This is a genomic window from Pseudomonas guangdongensis, assembly GCF_900105885.1.
Lineage (GTDB): Bacteria > Pseudomonadota > Gammaproteobacteria > Pseudomonadales > Pseudomonadaceae > Geopseudomonas > Geopseudomonas guangdongensis.
The window spans coordinates 17,098-32,464 of record NZ_LT629780.1 but is presented as its reverse complement, the minus strand read 5'-3'; the positions used below and the strand labels follow the sequence as shown (position 1 = coordinate 32,464).

The 15,367-nt window shown below is 69.2% G+C and carries 15 protein-coding genes; 8 read left to right on the top strand and 7 right to left on the bottom strand.

Annotated features, from left to right (window positions below; all coding sequences use genetic code 11):
* Nucleotides 1-105 precede the first annotated feature (105 nt).
* Nucleotides 106-1,263 (top strand): phospholipase D-like domain-containing protein, encoded by a 1,158-nt coding sequence (locus BLU22_RS00180; protein ID WP_090211210.1) that lies wholly within the window; start codon nt 106-108, stop codon nt 1,261-1,263.
* Nucleotides 1,264-1,544: 281 nt separating this feature from the next.
* On the opposite strand, the gene BLU22_RS00175 is transcribed toward BLU22_RS00180, so the two are convergent.
* Nucleotides 1,545-3,068, bottom strand: coding sequence for a fumarate hydratase (locus BLU22_RS00175; RefSeq protein ID WP_090211208.1), 1,524 nt, complete (start codon nt 3,066-3,068; stop codon nt 1,545-1,547).
* Between the two features lie 299 nt (nt 3,069-3,367).
* Here BLU22_RS00175 and BLU22_RS00170 point away from each other — a divergent pair, with 299 nt between their 5' ends.
* A complete protein-coding gene (locus BLU22_RS00170; protein WP_090211207.1) occupies nt 3,368-4,135 on the top strand; it encodes an enoyl-CoA hydratase-related protein in 768 nt (255 codons plus the stop codon).
* 46 nt (nt 4,136-4,181) lie between these two features.
* Here the strand turns inward: BLU22_RS00170 and BLU22_RS00165 are convergent, their stop codons facing one another.
* The 3 genes from BLU22_RS00165 to arsC are packed head-to-tail and all read right to left on the bottom strand — an operon-like array spanning nt 4,182 to nt 5,544.
* The gene (locus BLU22_RS00165) at nt 4,182-4,592 is read right to left on the bottom strand and encodes a DUF2069 domain-containing protein (RefSeq protein ID WP_090211205.1); all 411 of its coding nucleotides are present in this window, start codon (nt 4,590-4,592) and stop codon (nt 4,182-4,184) included.
* A 2-nt stretch (nt 4,593-4,594) separates the two neighbouring features.
* A complete protein-coding gene (gene wrbA, locus BLU22_RS00160; protein WP_090211204.1) occupies nt 4,595-5,191 on the bottom strand; it encodes an NAD(P)H:quinone oxidoreductase in 597 nt (198 codons plus the stop codon).
* Complete coding sequence (arsC, locus tag BLU22_RS00155; protein ID WP_090211202.1) at nt 5,188-5,544, bottom strand: arsenate reductase (glutaredoxin); 357 nt, start codon at nt 5,542-5,544, stop codon at nt 5,188-5,190. The genes wrbA and arsC overlap by 4 nt, the downstream gene beginning before the upstream one ends.
* 87 nt (nt 5,545-5,631) lie before the next feature.
* Between arsC and BLU22_RS00150 the strand changes: the two genes are divergently transcribed.
* Nucleotides 5,632-6,921, top strand: a complete 1,290-nt coding sequence (locus BLU22_RS00150; RefSeq protein WP_090211200.1) for a YihY family inner membrane protein — start codon at nt 5,632-5,634, stop codon at nt 6,919-6,921.
* A complete protein-coding gene (locus tag BLU22_RS00145; protein WP_090211198.1) occupies nt 6,918-7,379 on the top strand; it encodes a TlpA disulfide reductase family protein in 462 nt (153 codons plus the stop codon). Before BLU22_RS00150 ends, BLU22_RS00145 begins: the two co-directional genes overlap by 4 nt.
* A gap of 36 nt (nt 7,380-7,415) precedes the next feature.
* Here the strand turns inward: BLU22_RS00145 and BLU22_RS00140 are convergent, their stop codons facing one another.
* The 3 genes from BLU22_RS00140 to BLU22_RS00130 form a co-directional block, all read right to left on the bottom strand.
* The gene (locus BLU22_RS00140) at nt 7,416-8,366 is read right to left on the bottom strand and encodes a hypothetical protein (protein WP_090211196.1); all 951 of its coding nucleotides are present in this window, start codon (nt 8,364-8,366) and stop codon (nt 7,416-7,418) included.
* 8 nt (nt 8,367-8,374) lie between these two features.
* Nucleotides 8,375-10,090 (bottom strand): proline--tRNA ligase, encoded by a 1,716-nt coding sequence (locus BLU22_RS00135; protein WP_090211194.1) that lies wholly within the window; start codon nt 10,088-10,090, stop codon nt 8,375-8,377.
* Nucleotides 10,091-10,238: 148 nt separating this feature from the next.
* Nucleotides 10,239-11,492: an OprD family porin gene (locus BLU22_RS00130; protein ID WP_090211193.1), complete on the bottom strand. Its 1,254-nt coding sequence runs from the start codon at nt 11,490-11,492 to the stop codon at nt 10,239-10,241.
* A 247-nt stretch (nt 11,493-11,739) separates the two neighbouring features.
* Here BLU22_RS00130 and BLU22_RS00125 point away from each other — a divergent pair, with 247 nt between their 5' ends.
* From BLU22_RS00125 to BLU22_RS00110, 4 genes are read left to right on the top strand one after another with little or no spacing between them, the layout of a single operon-like run.
* Nucleotides 11,740-12,438, top strand: coding sequence for a thermostable hemolysin (locus BLU22_RS00125; protein WP_090211191.1), 699 nt, complete (start codon nt 11,740-11,742; stop codon nt 12,436-12,438).
* Nucleotides 12,422-13,876 (top strand): AMP-binding protein, encoded by a 1,455-nt coding sequence (locus tag BLU22_RS00120; RefSeq protein ID WP_090211190.1) that lies wholly within the window; start codon nt 12,422-12,424, stop codon nt 13,874-13,876. The genes BLU22_RS00125 and BLU22_RS00120 overlap by 17 nt, the downstream gene beginning before the upstream one ends.
* Nucleotides 13,877-13,886: 10 nt before the next feature.
* Entirely contained in the window at nt 13,887-14,567 is a 681-nt protein-coding gene (locus BLU22_RS00115; protein WP_090211188.1) for a TenA family transcriptional regulator, read from the top strand.
* Nucleotides 14,554-15,345 carry an SDR family oxidoreductase gene (locus BLU22_RS00110; RefSeq protein ID WP_090211187.1) on the top strand — a complete coding sequence of 264 codons (792 nt, stop codon included), beginning with the start codon at nt 14,554-14,556 and terminating at the stop codon, nt 15,343-15,345. Before BLU22_RS00115 ends, BLU22_RS00110 begins: the two co-directional genes overlap by 14 nt.
* The last annotated feature ends 22 nt before the right edge of the window (nt 15,346-15,367 follow it).

Sequence of the window (15,367 nt, the reverse complement as noted above, 5' to 3'; positions counted from 1 at the left end):
GCTGCCGGCGCGCGGGCTATGGTGCAGGCAGCATATCGAGCTGGCGCGAGGACGCGATGCCTGGAAGGCCCCGAACACCCGTACCGCCTGCGTGGCGCTGACGCCATGCAGGCGGAGATTTTCCCCTGGCGCGAGGGCAACCGGTTTCGCCTGCTGATCGACGGCGGTGAATTCTTCCCGCGGATGCTGGCGGCCATCGAGGCGGCCGGCGCACAGGTCGATCTGGAACTCTATCTGCTGCAAGAGGGCGCCTGCGCCAGCCGCCTGGTGGACAGCCTGTGCGCCGCGGCGCGGCGCGGCGTGACGGTGCGCTGCCTGTTCGACGCTCTCGGCAGTCGCGGTCTTGGCCGGCGCCTGGCACAGCGCCTGCGCGCGGCCGGGGTGCAACTGCGCTGGTACAACCCGCTGAGCTGGCGCCGCGGCCTGCGCAATCTCTACCGCGATCACCGCAAGCTGCTGCTGGTCGACGGCCGGATCGCCTGGGTCGGCGGCAGCGGCGCCACCGACGACTTCTGGCAGCCGCAGCGGACTGCGCCGAGCCGCTGGCACGAGCTGATGGTGGAAATCCACGGCGCGGTGGTCGACGACTGGCAGACCCTGTTCGAGCGCCAGTGGCAGGCCTGTGCCGGCGACTGCGCCTGGCGTCCGCATGTCCGCCCGCTCGCCCACCTGCCGTCGCGGCCCCTGCCGGGCGCCGGGCTGGCGCGGGTGGCCTATGCCGACGCGCAGCAGCACCGCGACATCCTGCACGCCCTGCTGCGCAACCTGGCCCATGCGCGCGGGCGCATCTGGCTGGCGACGCCGTATTTCCTACCCGGCTGGAAGGTGCGCAAGGCGCTGCGCAAGGCGGCGCGGCGCGGCGTGGACGTGCGCCTGCTGCTCACCGGCCGGCTCACCGACCATCCGCCGGTGCGTTACGCCGGCCAGCGCTACTATCCGCGCCTGCTCAGGAGCGGCGTGCGGATCTTCGAGTACCAGCCACGCTTCCTGCACCTCAAGGCGGTGCTGGTGGACGGCTGGGCGAGCATCGGCTCGTGCAACTTCGACCACTGGACCCTGCGCTACAACCTTGAAGCCAATCTCGAAGCCCTGGACCCCGAACTGGCCTGCGCGCTGGCGCGCAGCTTCGAGGACGACTTCGCGGTCAGTCGCGAGATCCGCCTGGCCGACTGGCACGCCAGGCCGCTGTACCAGCGCGCCTCGCAGCGCCTGTGGGGCTGGCTGGACCGGGTGGTGGTCAACCTGCTGGATCGCTGGCGCTGAGCCCGGCGCGGGCCGGCTGTCAGTACATCCAGAAGTTGGGGTGTTCGCCGGCGCTGTCTGCGGTGGGCGGCGTGTGCGGCAGGCGGCGGATCTGCTGGAGGAGTTGCTTGAGCGGGCGCATCGGTCGTTCTCCGTTATGGGAATGCGGCCATGATCGGCGCCGCCGGGCGGGCGAGGAACTGGATTGTCGCTATCGCGGCGATGGCTTTTTTGTGCTGGCGAAAACACGAAGGCCCGGCACCTCGAAGAGGGCCGGGCCTTCGTGCAGCCGCTGGCGCGGGTTACTGCACTTCCACCGCCAGGCTGTCGGCGATCTTCTGCTGCCAGATCTGCGGGCCGGTGATGTGCACCGACTCGCCGCTGGCGTCGACCGCCACGGTGACCGGCATGTCCTTGACCTCGAACTCGTAGATCGCTTCCATGCCCAGTTCCGGGAAGGCCAGCACCTTGGCGCCCTTGATCGCCTGGGCGACCAGGTAGGCGGCGCCGCCGACGGCCATCAGATATACGGCCTTGTTGTCGCGGATCGCGTCGATGGCTACGGGGCCGCGCTCGGACTTGCCGATCATGCCGAGCAGACCGGTCTGTTCGAGGATCTGGCGGGTGAACTTGTCCATGCGCGTCGCGGTGGTCGGACCGGCCGGGCCGACCACCTCGTCACGCACCGGATCGACCGGGCCGACGTAGTAGATGAAGCGACCCTTGAGGTCCACCGGCAGCTCTTCGCCGGCGTTGAGCATGTCGACCATGCGCTTGTGCGCGGCGTCGCGGCCGGTGAGCATCTTGCCGTTGAGCAGGATGGTCTCGCCCGGTTTCCAGCTCTGCACCTCTTCCGGGGTGATGCTGTCGAGGTCGACGCGGCGGGCGCTCGGGCCGGCTTCCCAGACGATGTCCGGGTAGGCGTCGAGACTCGGCGCTTCCAGCGCGGCGGGACCGGAGCCGTCGAGCACGAAGTGGGCGTGACGGGTGGCGGCGCAGTTGGGGATGATGCACACCGGCAGCGAGGCGGCGTGGGTCGGGTAGTCCTTGATCTTGACGTCGAGCACGGTGGTCAGGCCGCCCAGGCCCTGGGCGCCGATGCCCAGCTGGTTGACCTTGTCGAACAGCTCCAGACGCAGCTCCTCGACGCGGTTCTGCGGGCCGCGGGCCTTCAGCTCGTGGATGTCGATGGACTCCATCAGCACTTCCTTGGCCATCAGCGCGGCCTTCTCGGCAGTGCCGCCGATGCCGATGCCGAGCATGCCCGGCGGGCACCAGCCGGCGCCCATTTCCGGGACGGTCTTCAGCACCCAGTCGACGATCGAGTCGGAGGGGTTGAGCATGCCCATCTTCGACTTGTTCTCCGAGCCGCCGCCCTTGGCCGCGACGTCCACTTCCACCTTGTCGCCGGGGACCAGGGAGTAGTGGATGACCGCCGGAGTGTTGTCCTTGGTGTTCTTGCGGCTGCCTGCCGGGTCGGCGAGGATCGAGGCGCGCAGGACGTTGTCCGGGTTGTTGTAGGCGCGGCGCACGCCCTCGTTGATCATGTCGTCGACGCTCATGGTGGCGCCGTCCCACTGCACGTCCATGCCGACCTTGACGAACACGGTGACGATGCCGGTGTCCTGGCAGATCGGGCGGTGGCCGGTGGCGCACATCCGCGAGTTGATCAGGATCTGCGCGATCGAGTCGCGGGCCGCCGGCGACTCCTCGCGCAGATAGGCCTCGTGCATGGCCTGGATGAAGTCGACGGGGTGGTAGTAGGAGATGTACTGCAGGGCGTCGGCGACGCTCTGGATCAGGTCATCTTGCTTGATCACGGCCATGGAACGCGGTCCTCTTCAGGCGGAACTTCACGGCGCGCCGCGCGGCAATGGCGGCGCAAAAAAGGCGGCGCAGTATAGCGCGGGGCCGGCGGGGCGGGACACCTGCGCAGGCTCGACCATGGTCGATTGGCGCGCCGCCGGTTCGCTGCGCGGTGTCGGACGGTGGCTGTGCAGCGGCAGGTTGCCGGCAGATCGGCTTGTTTGGCCGGCAGATGTCAGCCTACTCTGCGCAGGAGACGGTGCCCGTCGCGCCCGGGGCGCGGTGCCGGACGATCCGCCGGGCGGCAGGAGGAGGGCCGATGAGCCAGTACCAGGAAGTCCTGATCGAGCGCGACGAGGGCCTGCTGACCCTGCGCCTGAACCGCCCGGACAAGCTGAACGCGCTGACCGGGGCGATGTACCTGCGCCTGGCCGAGGCGCTGCAGGCGGCGGCGGCGGATGCGCGGGTGCGTGCGGTGCTGCTCGCCGGCAGCGACAGCTGCTTCACCAGCGGCAACGACCTGGCGGACTTTCTCGCCGCGCCGCCGAGCGGGCCGGACAGCCCGGTGCGGCGCTTCATGCGGGCCCTCGCCGCCTTTCCCAAGCCGCTGGTGGCGGCGGTCAACGGCCCGGCGGTGGGCATCGGCAGCACCCTGCTGCTGCATTGCGATCTGGTCTATGTCGGTCGCCACGCCAGCCTGCGCATGCCCTTCGTCGCGCTCGGCCTGTGTCCGGAGTTCGGCGCCAGCCTGCTGCTACCGCAGCGGATCGGCCGGGTCCGCGCCGCCGAGCTGCTGTTGCTGGGCGAGGCGCTGAGCGGCGAGCGCGCCGCCGAGTGGGGGCTGGCCAACGCGGCGCTGGAGGATGGCGCGGCGGTGTTCGAGCATGCCCGCGGCCAGGCCCTGCGTTTCGCCGCGCTGGCGCCCCAGGCCGTGGCCACCAGCAAGCGGCTGCTCAAGGCGCCGCAGGCGGCGGTTCTGGACGCGGTGATCGAGGCGGAGTGCGCGCTGTTCGCCGAGCGCCTGCGCTCGCCCGAGGCGGTCGAGGCGCTGAGCGTCTTTCTGCGCCGCAGCGGCGCCGCGCACTGAGCGGGGGAGGGAATGCCAGCACGCCCCGCGCGCGCTGGCATGCCGTTCAGCTCTCGCCGGCCAGGCGGCGGTCGAGCTGGAACTTCCAGCGCGTGTAGAGCAGGGCGCCGACGAACAGCAGCAGGCTGGTGCCGACCTCCAGCAGGCCGAAGACCAGCCGGCCTGGCTCGAAGGCGGTGACCACGCCCTGGATGAAGTACAGGTTGACCACGTAGCAGGTCCAGGCATGGGCCCGCGCGTTGCCGAGCAGCAGGCCGGGGGCGAGCAGGGCCAGCGGCAGCAGCTGCACGCCGAGGATCACCCAGGGGCGTGCGCCGTGCAGGTCGACGATCAGCAGGTACCAGACCGACAGCAGCGCGACCAGCGCAACGAAGCCGGCCAGGCTGAGCAGCCGGCTCAGGCGCACGCGCGGCAGCAGCCACTCCACGGGCGGCAGCGGTTTGTTCTTGCGGGCCATGTTCAGTTCCCCAGTTGGCGGGCGGTCTGCGCCAGGCGTTGGCCGAGGGCGCGACACAGGGCGATTTCGTGGGTGTCGAGGGCGCGTTTGCCGTCGGCGCCGGCGTAGTGGCTGGCGCCGTAGGGCGTGCCGCCGCCGGCGGTTTCCAGCAGGGCCGACTCGCTGTAGGGCAGGCCGCAGACCAGCATGCCGTGATGCAGCAGCGGCAGCAGCATCGACAGCAGGGTGCTTTCCTGGCCGCCGTGCAGGCTGGCGGTGGAGGTGAACACCCCGGCCGGCTTGCCGACCAGCTCGCCGGTCAGCCACAGCGCGCTGGTGCCGTCGAGAAAGTGCTTGAGCGGCGCGGCCATGTTGCCGAAGCGCGTCGGGCTGCCCAGCGCCAGGCCGGCGCAGCCCTTGAGGTCGTCGAGGCTGGCGTAGACGGCGCCTTCGGCGGGAATTTCCGGGGCCACGGCGGCGCATTCGGCCGATACCGCCGGCACCGTGCGCAGGCGCGCCTGCAGGCCGCCCTGCTCGACGCCGCGGGCGATCTGTCGGGCCATCTCGGCGGTGGCGCCGTGGCGGCTGTAATACAGCACCAGGATGTACGGATCGCTCACGCCAGCAGCTCCAGCACGCGCTCGGAAGGACGGCCGACGATGGCCCGCTCGCCGACCACCAGGATCGGTCGTTCGATCAGTCGCGGGTTGGCAACCATCGCGGCGAGCAGCGCCGCCTCGTCCAGCGCCGGATCGTCCAGGCGGAGTTCCTGGTAGAGCGCCTCGCCGCTGCGCAGCAGCTGGCGGGCGCTGGCGTAGCCGAGCTTGCCGAGCAGGGCGCGCAGCTCGTCGGCGCTGGGCGGCGTGTCGAGGTAATGCACCACGCGCGGTGCGATGCCGCGGGCTTCGAGCAGTTCCAGGGCGCCGCGGGATTTCGAGCAGCGCGGGTTGTGGTAGAGAATCGGGTCGGTCATGGTGCATCGCCTGGCAGGGGGTCGGGGCGCTATTCTAACCGCGTCGGCGCCTGGCCCGGCATGCCGATACCGCAGCAAGGAGAGGGAATGACCGAGCACCTGCAGACTGTCTGGCGCTTCGTGCGCCTGCTGGTCGCGCGCTTCTTCGCCGACCGCGTGCCGCAGAGCGCCGCGGCGCTGACCTACACCACGCTGTTCGCGGTAGTGCCGATGATGACCGTGACCTTCGTCATGCTCGCCGCGGTGCCGGCGTTCCGCGAGCTGGGCGAGCCGATCCAGGCCTTCGTGTTCCGCAACTTCGTGCCGGCCACCGGCGAGCAGGTGTTCGCCTACCTGCAGGGCTTCAGCAGCCAGGCGCGCGAGCTGACCTGGGTCGGCGTCGCCCTGCTGGTGGCGACCGCCTTCCTGACCCTGACCACCATCGAGCAGTCCTTCAACCAGATCTGGCGGGTGCGCCAGGCGCGCCGCGGGCTGTCCAGCTTCCTGCTGTACTGGGCGATCCTCAGCCTCGGGCCGCTGCTGCTCGGTGCCGGGTTCGCCGCCAGTACCTACGTCACCTCCCTGGCGCTGCTCTCCGGACCGCAGGCGCTGCCCGGCGCGGCGACGCTGCTCGGGTTGATGCCGCTGCTGAGCGGCATCGCCGCCTTCACCCTGCTGTACGCCGCGGTGCCCAACACCCGCGTGCCGCTGCGCCATGCGCTGATCGGCGGCTGCTTCAGCGCGCTGCTGTTCGAGCTGGCCAAGGCGGCCTTCGCCCTCTATGTCACGCTGTTTCCCGGTTACCAGCTGATCTATGGCGCCTTCGCCGCGGTGCCGCTGTTTCTGCTGTGGATCTACCTGTCCTGGCTGATCGTGCTACTGGGCGCCGAACTGGTCTGTCACCTCGGCTCGCCGGCCGTATGGCAGTCGGCCGAGCGGGCGCCGCTGCTCAACCTGTTCGGCCTGCTGGCCCTGCTGCTGGCGGCGCAGCGCGCCGGCCGGGCGCTGCCTCGCGAGGCCCTGCTGCGTCGCGGCGGGGCGGCGAGCGAGGCACAGTGGCAGGCGCTGCTGGAGTTTCTCGAAGGCGAGCGGCTGATCTGCCGCAATGCCGGCGGCGACTGGCTGCTGTGCCGCGATCTGGGTCGGTTCGCGCTGGTCGAGCTGCTGCGGCGCAGTCCCTGGCCGCTGCCGAGCGTTGCCAGCCTGCCGGCGGAGCTGGCCGAGCCCTGGTATCCGCGCCTGCGCGCGGCGCTGCTGGCGCTGGAGCAGGCGCGGGCGACGACCCTGGCCGGCAGTCTGGCCGACTGGCTGGAGCCGGAGACGAGCGAACACGGCCGAGCTGGCCCTGTGAACGGAGCGCCGGCGCCGAAGGTCGGCCCGGCGGAGGAGCGACGATGAGCAAGAAAGCGATGCTGGTCCTGTGTCTGGGCCTGTTGGGCGGGTGCGGCGGCGAGGACTGGGGCCCCGACCAGCACGGCCGGACGGTGGCCGACGAGGCGCTGCGCGGGCGCTGGCTGGTGATCAACTACTGGGCCGAATGGTGCGCGCCGTGTCGCAAGGAGGTGCCGGAGCTGAACCGCCTGAGCGGCGAGCTGCCGGCGGCACAGGCGCGGGTGCTGGGGGTCAACTTCGACGCCCTGCAGGGCGAGGAGCTGGCGACGGCGGTGCGCGCGCTGGGCATCGACTACACCAACCTGGAGCGCGATCCCGCCGCGCGGCTGGGGCTGGAGGCCAGCGCGGTATTGCCGGTCACCTGGCTGGTCGATCCGCAGGGGCAGGTGCGCGAGCGGCTGACCGGCGAGCAGGACGCGGCGGGGCTCAGGGCGCGCCTGGCGGCGCTCGGCGCGGAGCTTTAGGGCGCCTGCCGCGCGATGTCCTGCGGCGGCTGTGATTCAGTCGCCGCGGCCCGGCGGCGCGGCGTGGCGGCCGGCGTCCTTGAGCAGGCCGTCGATCAGCTCCTGCTGCAGCTCCGGATCGTTGTGGGTCAGCTCCAGCAGGCTCTGTTCCAGCTCGCTGGCTTCCTCTTCCAGGCCCAGTTCCGACAGGCGCTTGACCCGGTAGACCCAGCGCTGCACGTCGCTGTCTTCCAGGTCGGCATAGATCAGGTCGTGGGCCTCGCGCAGGCGGCTGCGCAGGGCGCGGCTGACCGGCAGGGTCAGTTCGGCGTGGGCGCCATCCTGCGGGTCTTCGACGCGCAGTTCGAGCTGGCTGATGCGGGCGACGTCCTGCTCGGCGAACGGGCTGTCCAGCAGGTTCAGGCGCAGCACGCCGTTGCGGTTGGTGAGCAGCTCGTGGCTTTCGCCGCCGGCCCTGACCTGCACCGGGCGCTCGGCCCATGGCAGGCTGGAATATTCCAGGCGGGTGTCGCGCTTGTGCTCGTCGATGGCGGCGAGGTTCTGCTGCGAGCGGCCGTTGGACTCGACGTTCATGAACGGGTTGAGTCCGGCGACGCCATAGCTGATCCAGCCGCGGGTGGCGTTTTCCGGCAGGCGACCGAGCAGCGGCACGTTGAGCACGTTGGCGGTGACGCCGGCGACCATCGCCAGCGCGCCGAGGGGGATCTCGTAGAGTTCCCGCCACGGCTGGTAGGGGGTGTAGCGCTGGTAGCGGCGCGTCACCTCGAACTCGCTGACCTCGAAGGTCTTCTGCTCCAGAACGCGCACGCGCCGCTGCGGCAGTTCGAGCGTCGCCGCGCTGCCTGCGTCCAGTTGCAGGCTGTGGCTGAGCAGCTTGCGCTCGACGCGCTCTTCCTGTTCGCTGCGCTGGGGCAGCTGGTTGGCACAGCCGGTGAGGAACACGGCGCCGCACAGGGCGGCGCCGGCAAGGCGATGACGTCTGGGCATGATCTCGGTTAGCGGTTGATGCGGGCAGCGAGGAACGCCTGGATGTCGGCGAGCGGCACCTTCTGCGCCTCGCTGTCGCGGCGGCCCTTGTATTCGAGAACCGATTCGGCGAGGCCGCGTTCGCTGATCACGATGCGGTGCGGGATGCCGATCAGTTCCATGTCGGCGAATTTGACGCCCGGACTGGTCTTCTTGTCACGGTCGTCGAACAGTACCTCGTAGCCGGCGGCGGTCAGTTCGGCATACAGCGCGTCGGCGGCGGCCTTGACCTCGGCGTTCTCGTACTTCATCGGCACGATGGCGACCTGGAACGGCGCCAGCGCCTCGGGCCAGAGGATGCCGCGCTCGTCCCAGTTCTGCTCGATGGCCGCGGCCACCACGCGCGACACGCCGATACCGTAGCAGCCCATGATCAGGGTCACCGGCTTGCCGGCCTCGCCGAGCACGGACACCTTGAGGGCTTCGCTGTACTTGGTGCCGAGCTGGAAGATGTGCCCGACTTCGATGCCGCGCTTGATCTCCAGGGTGCCCTGGCCGTCCGGGCTGGGGTCGCCGGCGACCACGTTGCGCAGGTCGGCGACCGCCGGCAGCGGCAGGTCGCGCTCCCAGTTGATACCGAAGTAGTGCTGATCGTCGAGGTTGGCGCCGGCGGCGAAGTCGCTCATCAGCGCCACCGAGCGGTCGACGATCGCCGGGATCGGCAGGTTCAGCGGGCCCAGCGAGCCGGGGCCGGCGCCTATGGCGGCGCGGATCTCGGCTTCGGAGGCGAACACCAGCGGGCTGGCGACCAGCGCGTGGTTGGCGGCCTTGATCTCGTTCAGTTCGTGGTCGCCGCGCACGATCAGGGCGATCAGTTGGCCCTCTTCGGCGCCGTGCACCACCAGGGTCTTGACGGTCTTGTCGATGGCCAGGCCGTAGCGCTCGACCAGCTCGGCGATGGTCTTGGCGTCGGGGGTGTCGACCAGGCGCAGTGCTTCGGTCGCGGCGCCGCGCGCGGTCTCGCGCGGGATGGCCTCGGCCTTCTCGATGTTGGCCGCGTAGTCGGACACGTTGCTGAAGGCGATGTCGTCTTCGCCGGATTCGGCCAGCACATGGAACTCGTGGGAGCCGGTGCCGCCGATCGAGCCGGTGTCGGCCTGCACCGGGCGGAAGTTCAGGCCCAGGCGGGTGAACACGTTGCAGTAGGCCTGGTGCATGCGGTCGTAGGTTTCCTGCAGCGATTCCTGGCTCATGTGGAAGGAGTAGGCGTCCTTCATGATGAACTCGCGGCCGCGCATCAGGCCGAAGCGCGGGCGGATCTCGTCGCGGAACTTGGTCTGGATCTGGTAGAAGTTGATCGGCAGCTGCTTGTAGCTGTTCAGCTCGTTGCGCGCCAGGTCGGTGATCACTTCCTCGTGGGTCGGACCGACGCAGAAGTCGCGCTGGTGGCGGTCCTTGAGGCGCAGCAGCTCGGGGCCGTACTGCTCCCAGCGTCCGGATTCCTGCCACAGCTCGGCCGGCTGGATCGCCGGCATCAGCACTTCGAGGGCGCCGGCGGCGTTCATTTCCTCGCGCACGATGTTCTCCACCTTGCGCAGCACCCGCAGACCCATCGGCAGCCAGGTGTACAGGCCGGAGGCGAGCTTGCGGATCATCCCGGCACGCAGCAGCAGCTGGTGGCTGATGACCACCGCGTCGGTGGGAGTTTCTTTGAGGGTCGAGATCAGGTACTGGCTGGTACGCATGGGCGGCAGAATCCGGTTTCGCTGAACGGAAAAGTGCCCGCATTGTACGGCGCGGGTCCGGTGGCGTACAGGGCGCCTCCCGCGGCGCAAAAGACAGAGCCCGGCACTGGGCCGGGCTCTGCTGACGGTCGGGTGCCTGCGCCTGGGATTACAGGATGTTGAGCGGGTACTCGACGAAGACACGCACCTCGTTCAGGTCGTTGCCGACGGCGGAGTTGGCACGGTAGATCGAGTTGCGCACGCGAACGGAGAGGTCTTTCGCAGCACCTTCCTGTACGACGTATTTGAACTGGTTGAAGAGTTCGTGCTCTTTGGCATCGCTGTCCAGAGCAGTGTTGATGTTGTAGCCGCGGACATAGGCAGTCTTGTAGCTCAGGCCCGGTACGCCATAGGCGGCAAAGTCCAGCTCGTAGCTGGCCTGCCAGGACTTCTCGTCTTCGTTGTTGAAGTCCGAGTAGTAGGAGTTGGACAGGAACATCGCGCTGCCGCCGTCGCCGATGTCGAACTGGTAGCCGCTGTTACCGGTGTTCTGCTGGTAGGCGAGGATGAAGGCATGGGCGCCCATGCTGTATTTGGCTGCCAGGCTCCAGATGGTGTTGTCCAGGCCATTGGCAGTTTTGGTGAACTTCTTGTCGTAGTCGGTCTGGTAGATGTTGAAGTCGAAGTTCAGCGCGCGCTCGGCTGCCAGCGGCAGGGTGTAGTTGAGGTTGGCGTACTGCTTCTTGGCGACGTCTTCGATGTCGGAGAAGTACAGCGCCGCGCTCAGATCTTCGGTGAAGCTGTAGGAGCCGCCCAGCACGTTGATTGAGCGCAGGTTGCCGCTGTCGCGGCCGGTCTGGTTCATTTCGTTCTGCGAGGTGAAGCGACCGGCGTTCAGTTCCAGGCCTTCGATTTCCTGGCTGGTGATCAGGGTACCGGTGAAGGCTTGCGGCAGCAGGCGGCCATCGTCATGAGCCAGTACGGGCAGCTCGGGGAACTGGGCGCCGTACTTGAGTACGGTATTGGAAATACGTGCTTTGACGACTGCGCCAGCCTCGGAGTAGCTGTCTTCCGGAGTGCCATTGCTATCGGTGGGGAAGAAGCCGGTGCCGTTGCGACCCTTGCCGGTATCGAGCTTGAGGCCGAGCAGGCCGTAGGCGTCGATGCCGAAGCCCACGGTGCCTTGGGTGAAACCGGACTCGTATTTGCCGATGAAGCCCTGACCCCAGACTTCGACGTCGGTGTCGCGGGTAGCGTTGACGTTGTCGCGCTTATAGTCGCGGTTGAAATAGGCATTGCGGCTCAGCAGGCTCAGGCTGCTGTCCTCGACGAAGCCGTTCGACTCGGCCTGCTGGTTGGCGAAGGCCATCTGGGTGCTGCCAGCGGCTACGGCGAGGGCGATTACGCTCCACTTCATTTGCATTCTAGGTGCTCCTTGGATTTGAATTTTTTTGCTGCCCGGGGACATGCCTGGGGCAGGACTTTCTTATTGTAGGCGCCGCCTTATACCACGGCGGCGAAATGCGGCGGTAGTCGCGATCGTGTCCCGTAGCCCTGTATCGCGGCCTTTACGCCGATTTTACAGGGGGTTTGCCGAGTTTCCGCCGTTAAGACTGCCTTAATTCTGACCGTCCAGAATTCCACCATACCCTGCACAGGAGGCCGCTCTCATGGCGCCGCTACGGGATGGATGCGACGAATTTCTGGCAACCATAGGTTGCGACGAACGGTTGGCGCTGTACATGGCCATGCAAGAGCCATGCACAAAACGCCGAAAGCAGCTGGAAACCTTCATCGAACAGCGTTTTGCCGAGCACTATGCGGCCCGGGTACGCCACTTCATGCCCTGCCTGCTCGGCCTCCATGCCGACGACGGCACGCTGCAGGCGGCGCTCGGCGTGCGCTGCGCGCGGCAGGGAGCGCTGTTTCTCGAACGCTACCTGGACGAGCCGGTGGAGCAGCGGATCGCTGCACTGTCCGGCGGCGCCCTGCCGGTCCGTGGCCAGATCGCCGAGGTCGGCAACCTGGCGGCCCTCGGCGCGGGGCATGCGCGGCTGCTGATCGTCGCGCTGACCGAGCTGCTGGCGGTCGCCGGCTTCCGCTGGGTGGCCTTCACCGGCACCCCGCTGCTGCTCAACAGCTTCCATCGCCTGGGACTGAGCCCGCTGCATCTGGGCGCGGCCGATCCGCAGCGGATGGGCGACGAACTGGCCGACTGGGGCAGTTACTACGCGACCGGGCCGCAGGTGATGGTGGGCGACATTCTCGCCGGCCATCGACGCCTGCAGGCGTTGGGGGTCTATCGGCGCCTGGGTTACCAGGCCCGTCACGAGCTGCACGAGGAGCTGGCGCATGTGGCCTGCGGTTGAGGCGTTTCGCGGCCGCCTGGCGGCCTGGGGCGAGCGGCCGGCGCTGAGCGACGGCCAGCGTCGGTGGAGCTACCGCCAGTTGCTGGCGGAAGTCGAGGAGCGCTGCGGGCAACTGCGTGCGGTGCGTGCGGCGCGTCTGGCGATTGCCCTGGACAACGGCCCGGAATGGCTGTTCTGGGATCTGGCCGCGCTGTTCTGCGGCGTGGTCTGCGTGCCGCTGCCGGGCTTCTTCTCACCCAGCCAGCAGCGCCATGTGCTGGACAGCGCCGGCGTCGACACCCTGGTCGGCGCCCAGCCCCACGCCTTCGTCGCGCTGGAGTTCGTCGCGCGCGGCGCATTGCTGCAGCGCGCGGTCGCCGCGCCGGCGGCGCTGCCCGATGGGACGGCGAAAATCACCTTCACCTCGGGCACCACCGGTCAGCCCAAGGGCGTCTGTCTGTCCGCCGCGGCGATGCTGGCGGTCGCCGACAGCCTGCACCAGATCAGTGCCGAGTGCGCCGTCGAGCGCCACTTGTGTGTGCTGCCGCTGGCCGTGCTGCTGGAGAACCTGGCCGGCACCTACGCACCGCTGCTGGCCGGTGCCTGCGTGTATCTGCCGCCGCAGGCCCGGGTCGGCATGCAGGGCGCCAGCCGCTTCGCTGCGCAGGCGCTGTTCGCCGAGCTGGAGCGTCTGCGTCCGCACAGCCTGATCCTGCTGCCGCAGCTGCTGCTGGCGCTGGTGACGGCGGTCGAGCAGGGCGCGCCGCTGCCGGACTCGCTGCGCTTCGTCGCGGTCGGCGGCGGCCGGGTCGCGCCGCAACTACTGGAACGCGCCGAGGCGCTGGGGCTGCCGGTCTACGAAGGCTACGGACTGTCCGAGTGCGCCTCGGTGGTGTGCCTGAACACCCCCGGCGCGCGGCGCATCGGTAGCGTCGGCCGGCCGCTGGGGCATGTCGAGGTGCGCCTGGCCGACGACGGCGAGGTGCTGGTGCGCGGCGCCACCTTCCTCGGCTACCTGGGCGAGCCGCCGATGGGCGACGCCTGGCTGGCCAGCGGCGACCTGGGGCACTGGGACGACGGTTTCCTGGTCCTGCACGGGCGCAAGAAGCACCAGTTCGTCACCGCCTTCGGCCGTAACGTCAATCCCGAGTGGGTGGAGGCCGAGCTGGTCCAGCAGGCGCCCATCGCCCAGGCCTGGCTGTACGGCGAGGCGCTGGCCGAGAACCTTGCGGTGCTGGTGCCGCGCAGCGCCACGCTCGGCGATGCGCAACTGCAGGAGGCGGTCGATGCGGTCAACGCCGGCCTGCCCGATTACGCCCGTGTCCACCGCTGGTTGCGCGCCGCGCAGCCGTTCGGCGAGGCCAACGGCCTGGCCACCGCCAACGGCCGGCTGCGCCGCGCTGCCCTGGTCGAGCATTACCGAGGCGCCATCGAGACGATGGCCGCCGCACTTTCCTGAGGAGTTCGCTATGCACTTCTACGCAACCCTGCAAGAACAGACCCAGGCCGAGCGCGACTACCTGCTCGCCGCCCCGATCATCGGCCGGGCGCTGCGCGGCGAGGTCGGCCTGGACAGCTACCTGGCGTTCCTCGCCCAGGCCTACCACCACGTCAAGCATACCGTGCCGCTGCTGATGGCCTGCGGGGCGCGACTGCCCGAGCGCCTGGAATGGCTGCGCGGCGCCATCGCCGAGTACATCGAGGAGGAGTACGGCCATCAGGAGTGGATCCTCAACGACATCCGCGCCTGCGGCGGCGATGCCGAGGCGGTGCGCAACGGCACCCCCAACCTGCCCACCGAGCTGATGGTCGGCTACGTCTACGACCGCATCGCCCGCGCCAACCCGGTGAGCTTCTTCGGCATGGTCAACGTGCTGGAGGGCACCAGCATCGCCCTGGCCACCCAGGCCGCCGGGCGGATCAGGGACAGCCTCGATCTGCCGGCGCAGGCCTTCAGCTACCTCACCTCCCACGGCAGCCTGGACCTGGAGCACATCGAGCTGTTCAAGGGCCTGATGAACCGCCTGGAGGATGCCGACGATCAGGCCGCGGTGGTGCATACCGCACGGGTGGTCTACCGCCTGTATGGCGACATGTTCCGCAGCCTGCCGCTGGGCGCGGCGCAGGAGAGCCGCCATGCAACTGCCTGACTGTCGCGTGCTGCTCACCGGCGCTACCGGCGGCATCGGCCGCGAGCTGGCCCTGCGGCTGTGCACCGGCGGTGCGCGGGTGCTGCTGGTCGGTCGCCAGGCGCCGCGCCTTGAGGCACTGCTGGCGGAGTGCGGCGAGCGGGCCGAGGCGGTCTGCGCCGACATCGCCAGCCGCGAGGGCCGCGAGCGGGTGGTGCAGGCGGCGCGGCGCTTCGGCGGGATCAACCTGCTGATCAACGCCGCCGGCATCAACCATTTCAGCCTGCTCGAACAGCACGACGAGGAGGCACTGGCGGCGCTGGTCGCACTCAACGTCACCGCCACCCTGCAGCTCACCCAGCGCCTGCTGCCGCTGCTGCGCCAGGAGCCGCGCGCCCTGCTGGTCAATCTCGGCTCGACCTTCGGCTCCATCGGCTACCCGGGCTTCGCCGCCTACTGCGCCAGCAAGTTCGCCCTGCGCGGGTTCTCCGAGGCGCTGCGCCGCGAGCTGGCCGACACGCGCATCAAGGTGCTGTACATCGCCCCGCGTGCCACCCGCACCGGCATGAACGGCGAACACGTGGTGGCGATGAACGCGGCGCTGAAGGTCGGCATGGACGATCCGGGCTGGGTCGCCGAGGCGCTGATCGCCGCGATCCGCCGCGAGCGCGAGGAGCTGTACCTGGGCTGGCCGGAAAAATTCTTCGTCTATCTCAACCAGTTGCTGCCGCGGCTGGTGGACCAGGCGCTGCGCAAGCAGCTGCCGATCATCCAGCGCTTCGCGCGCGGCAAGTCCTGAACCTTTCGCCACGGAGTCAACC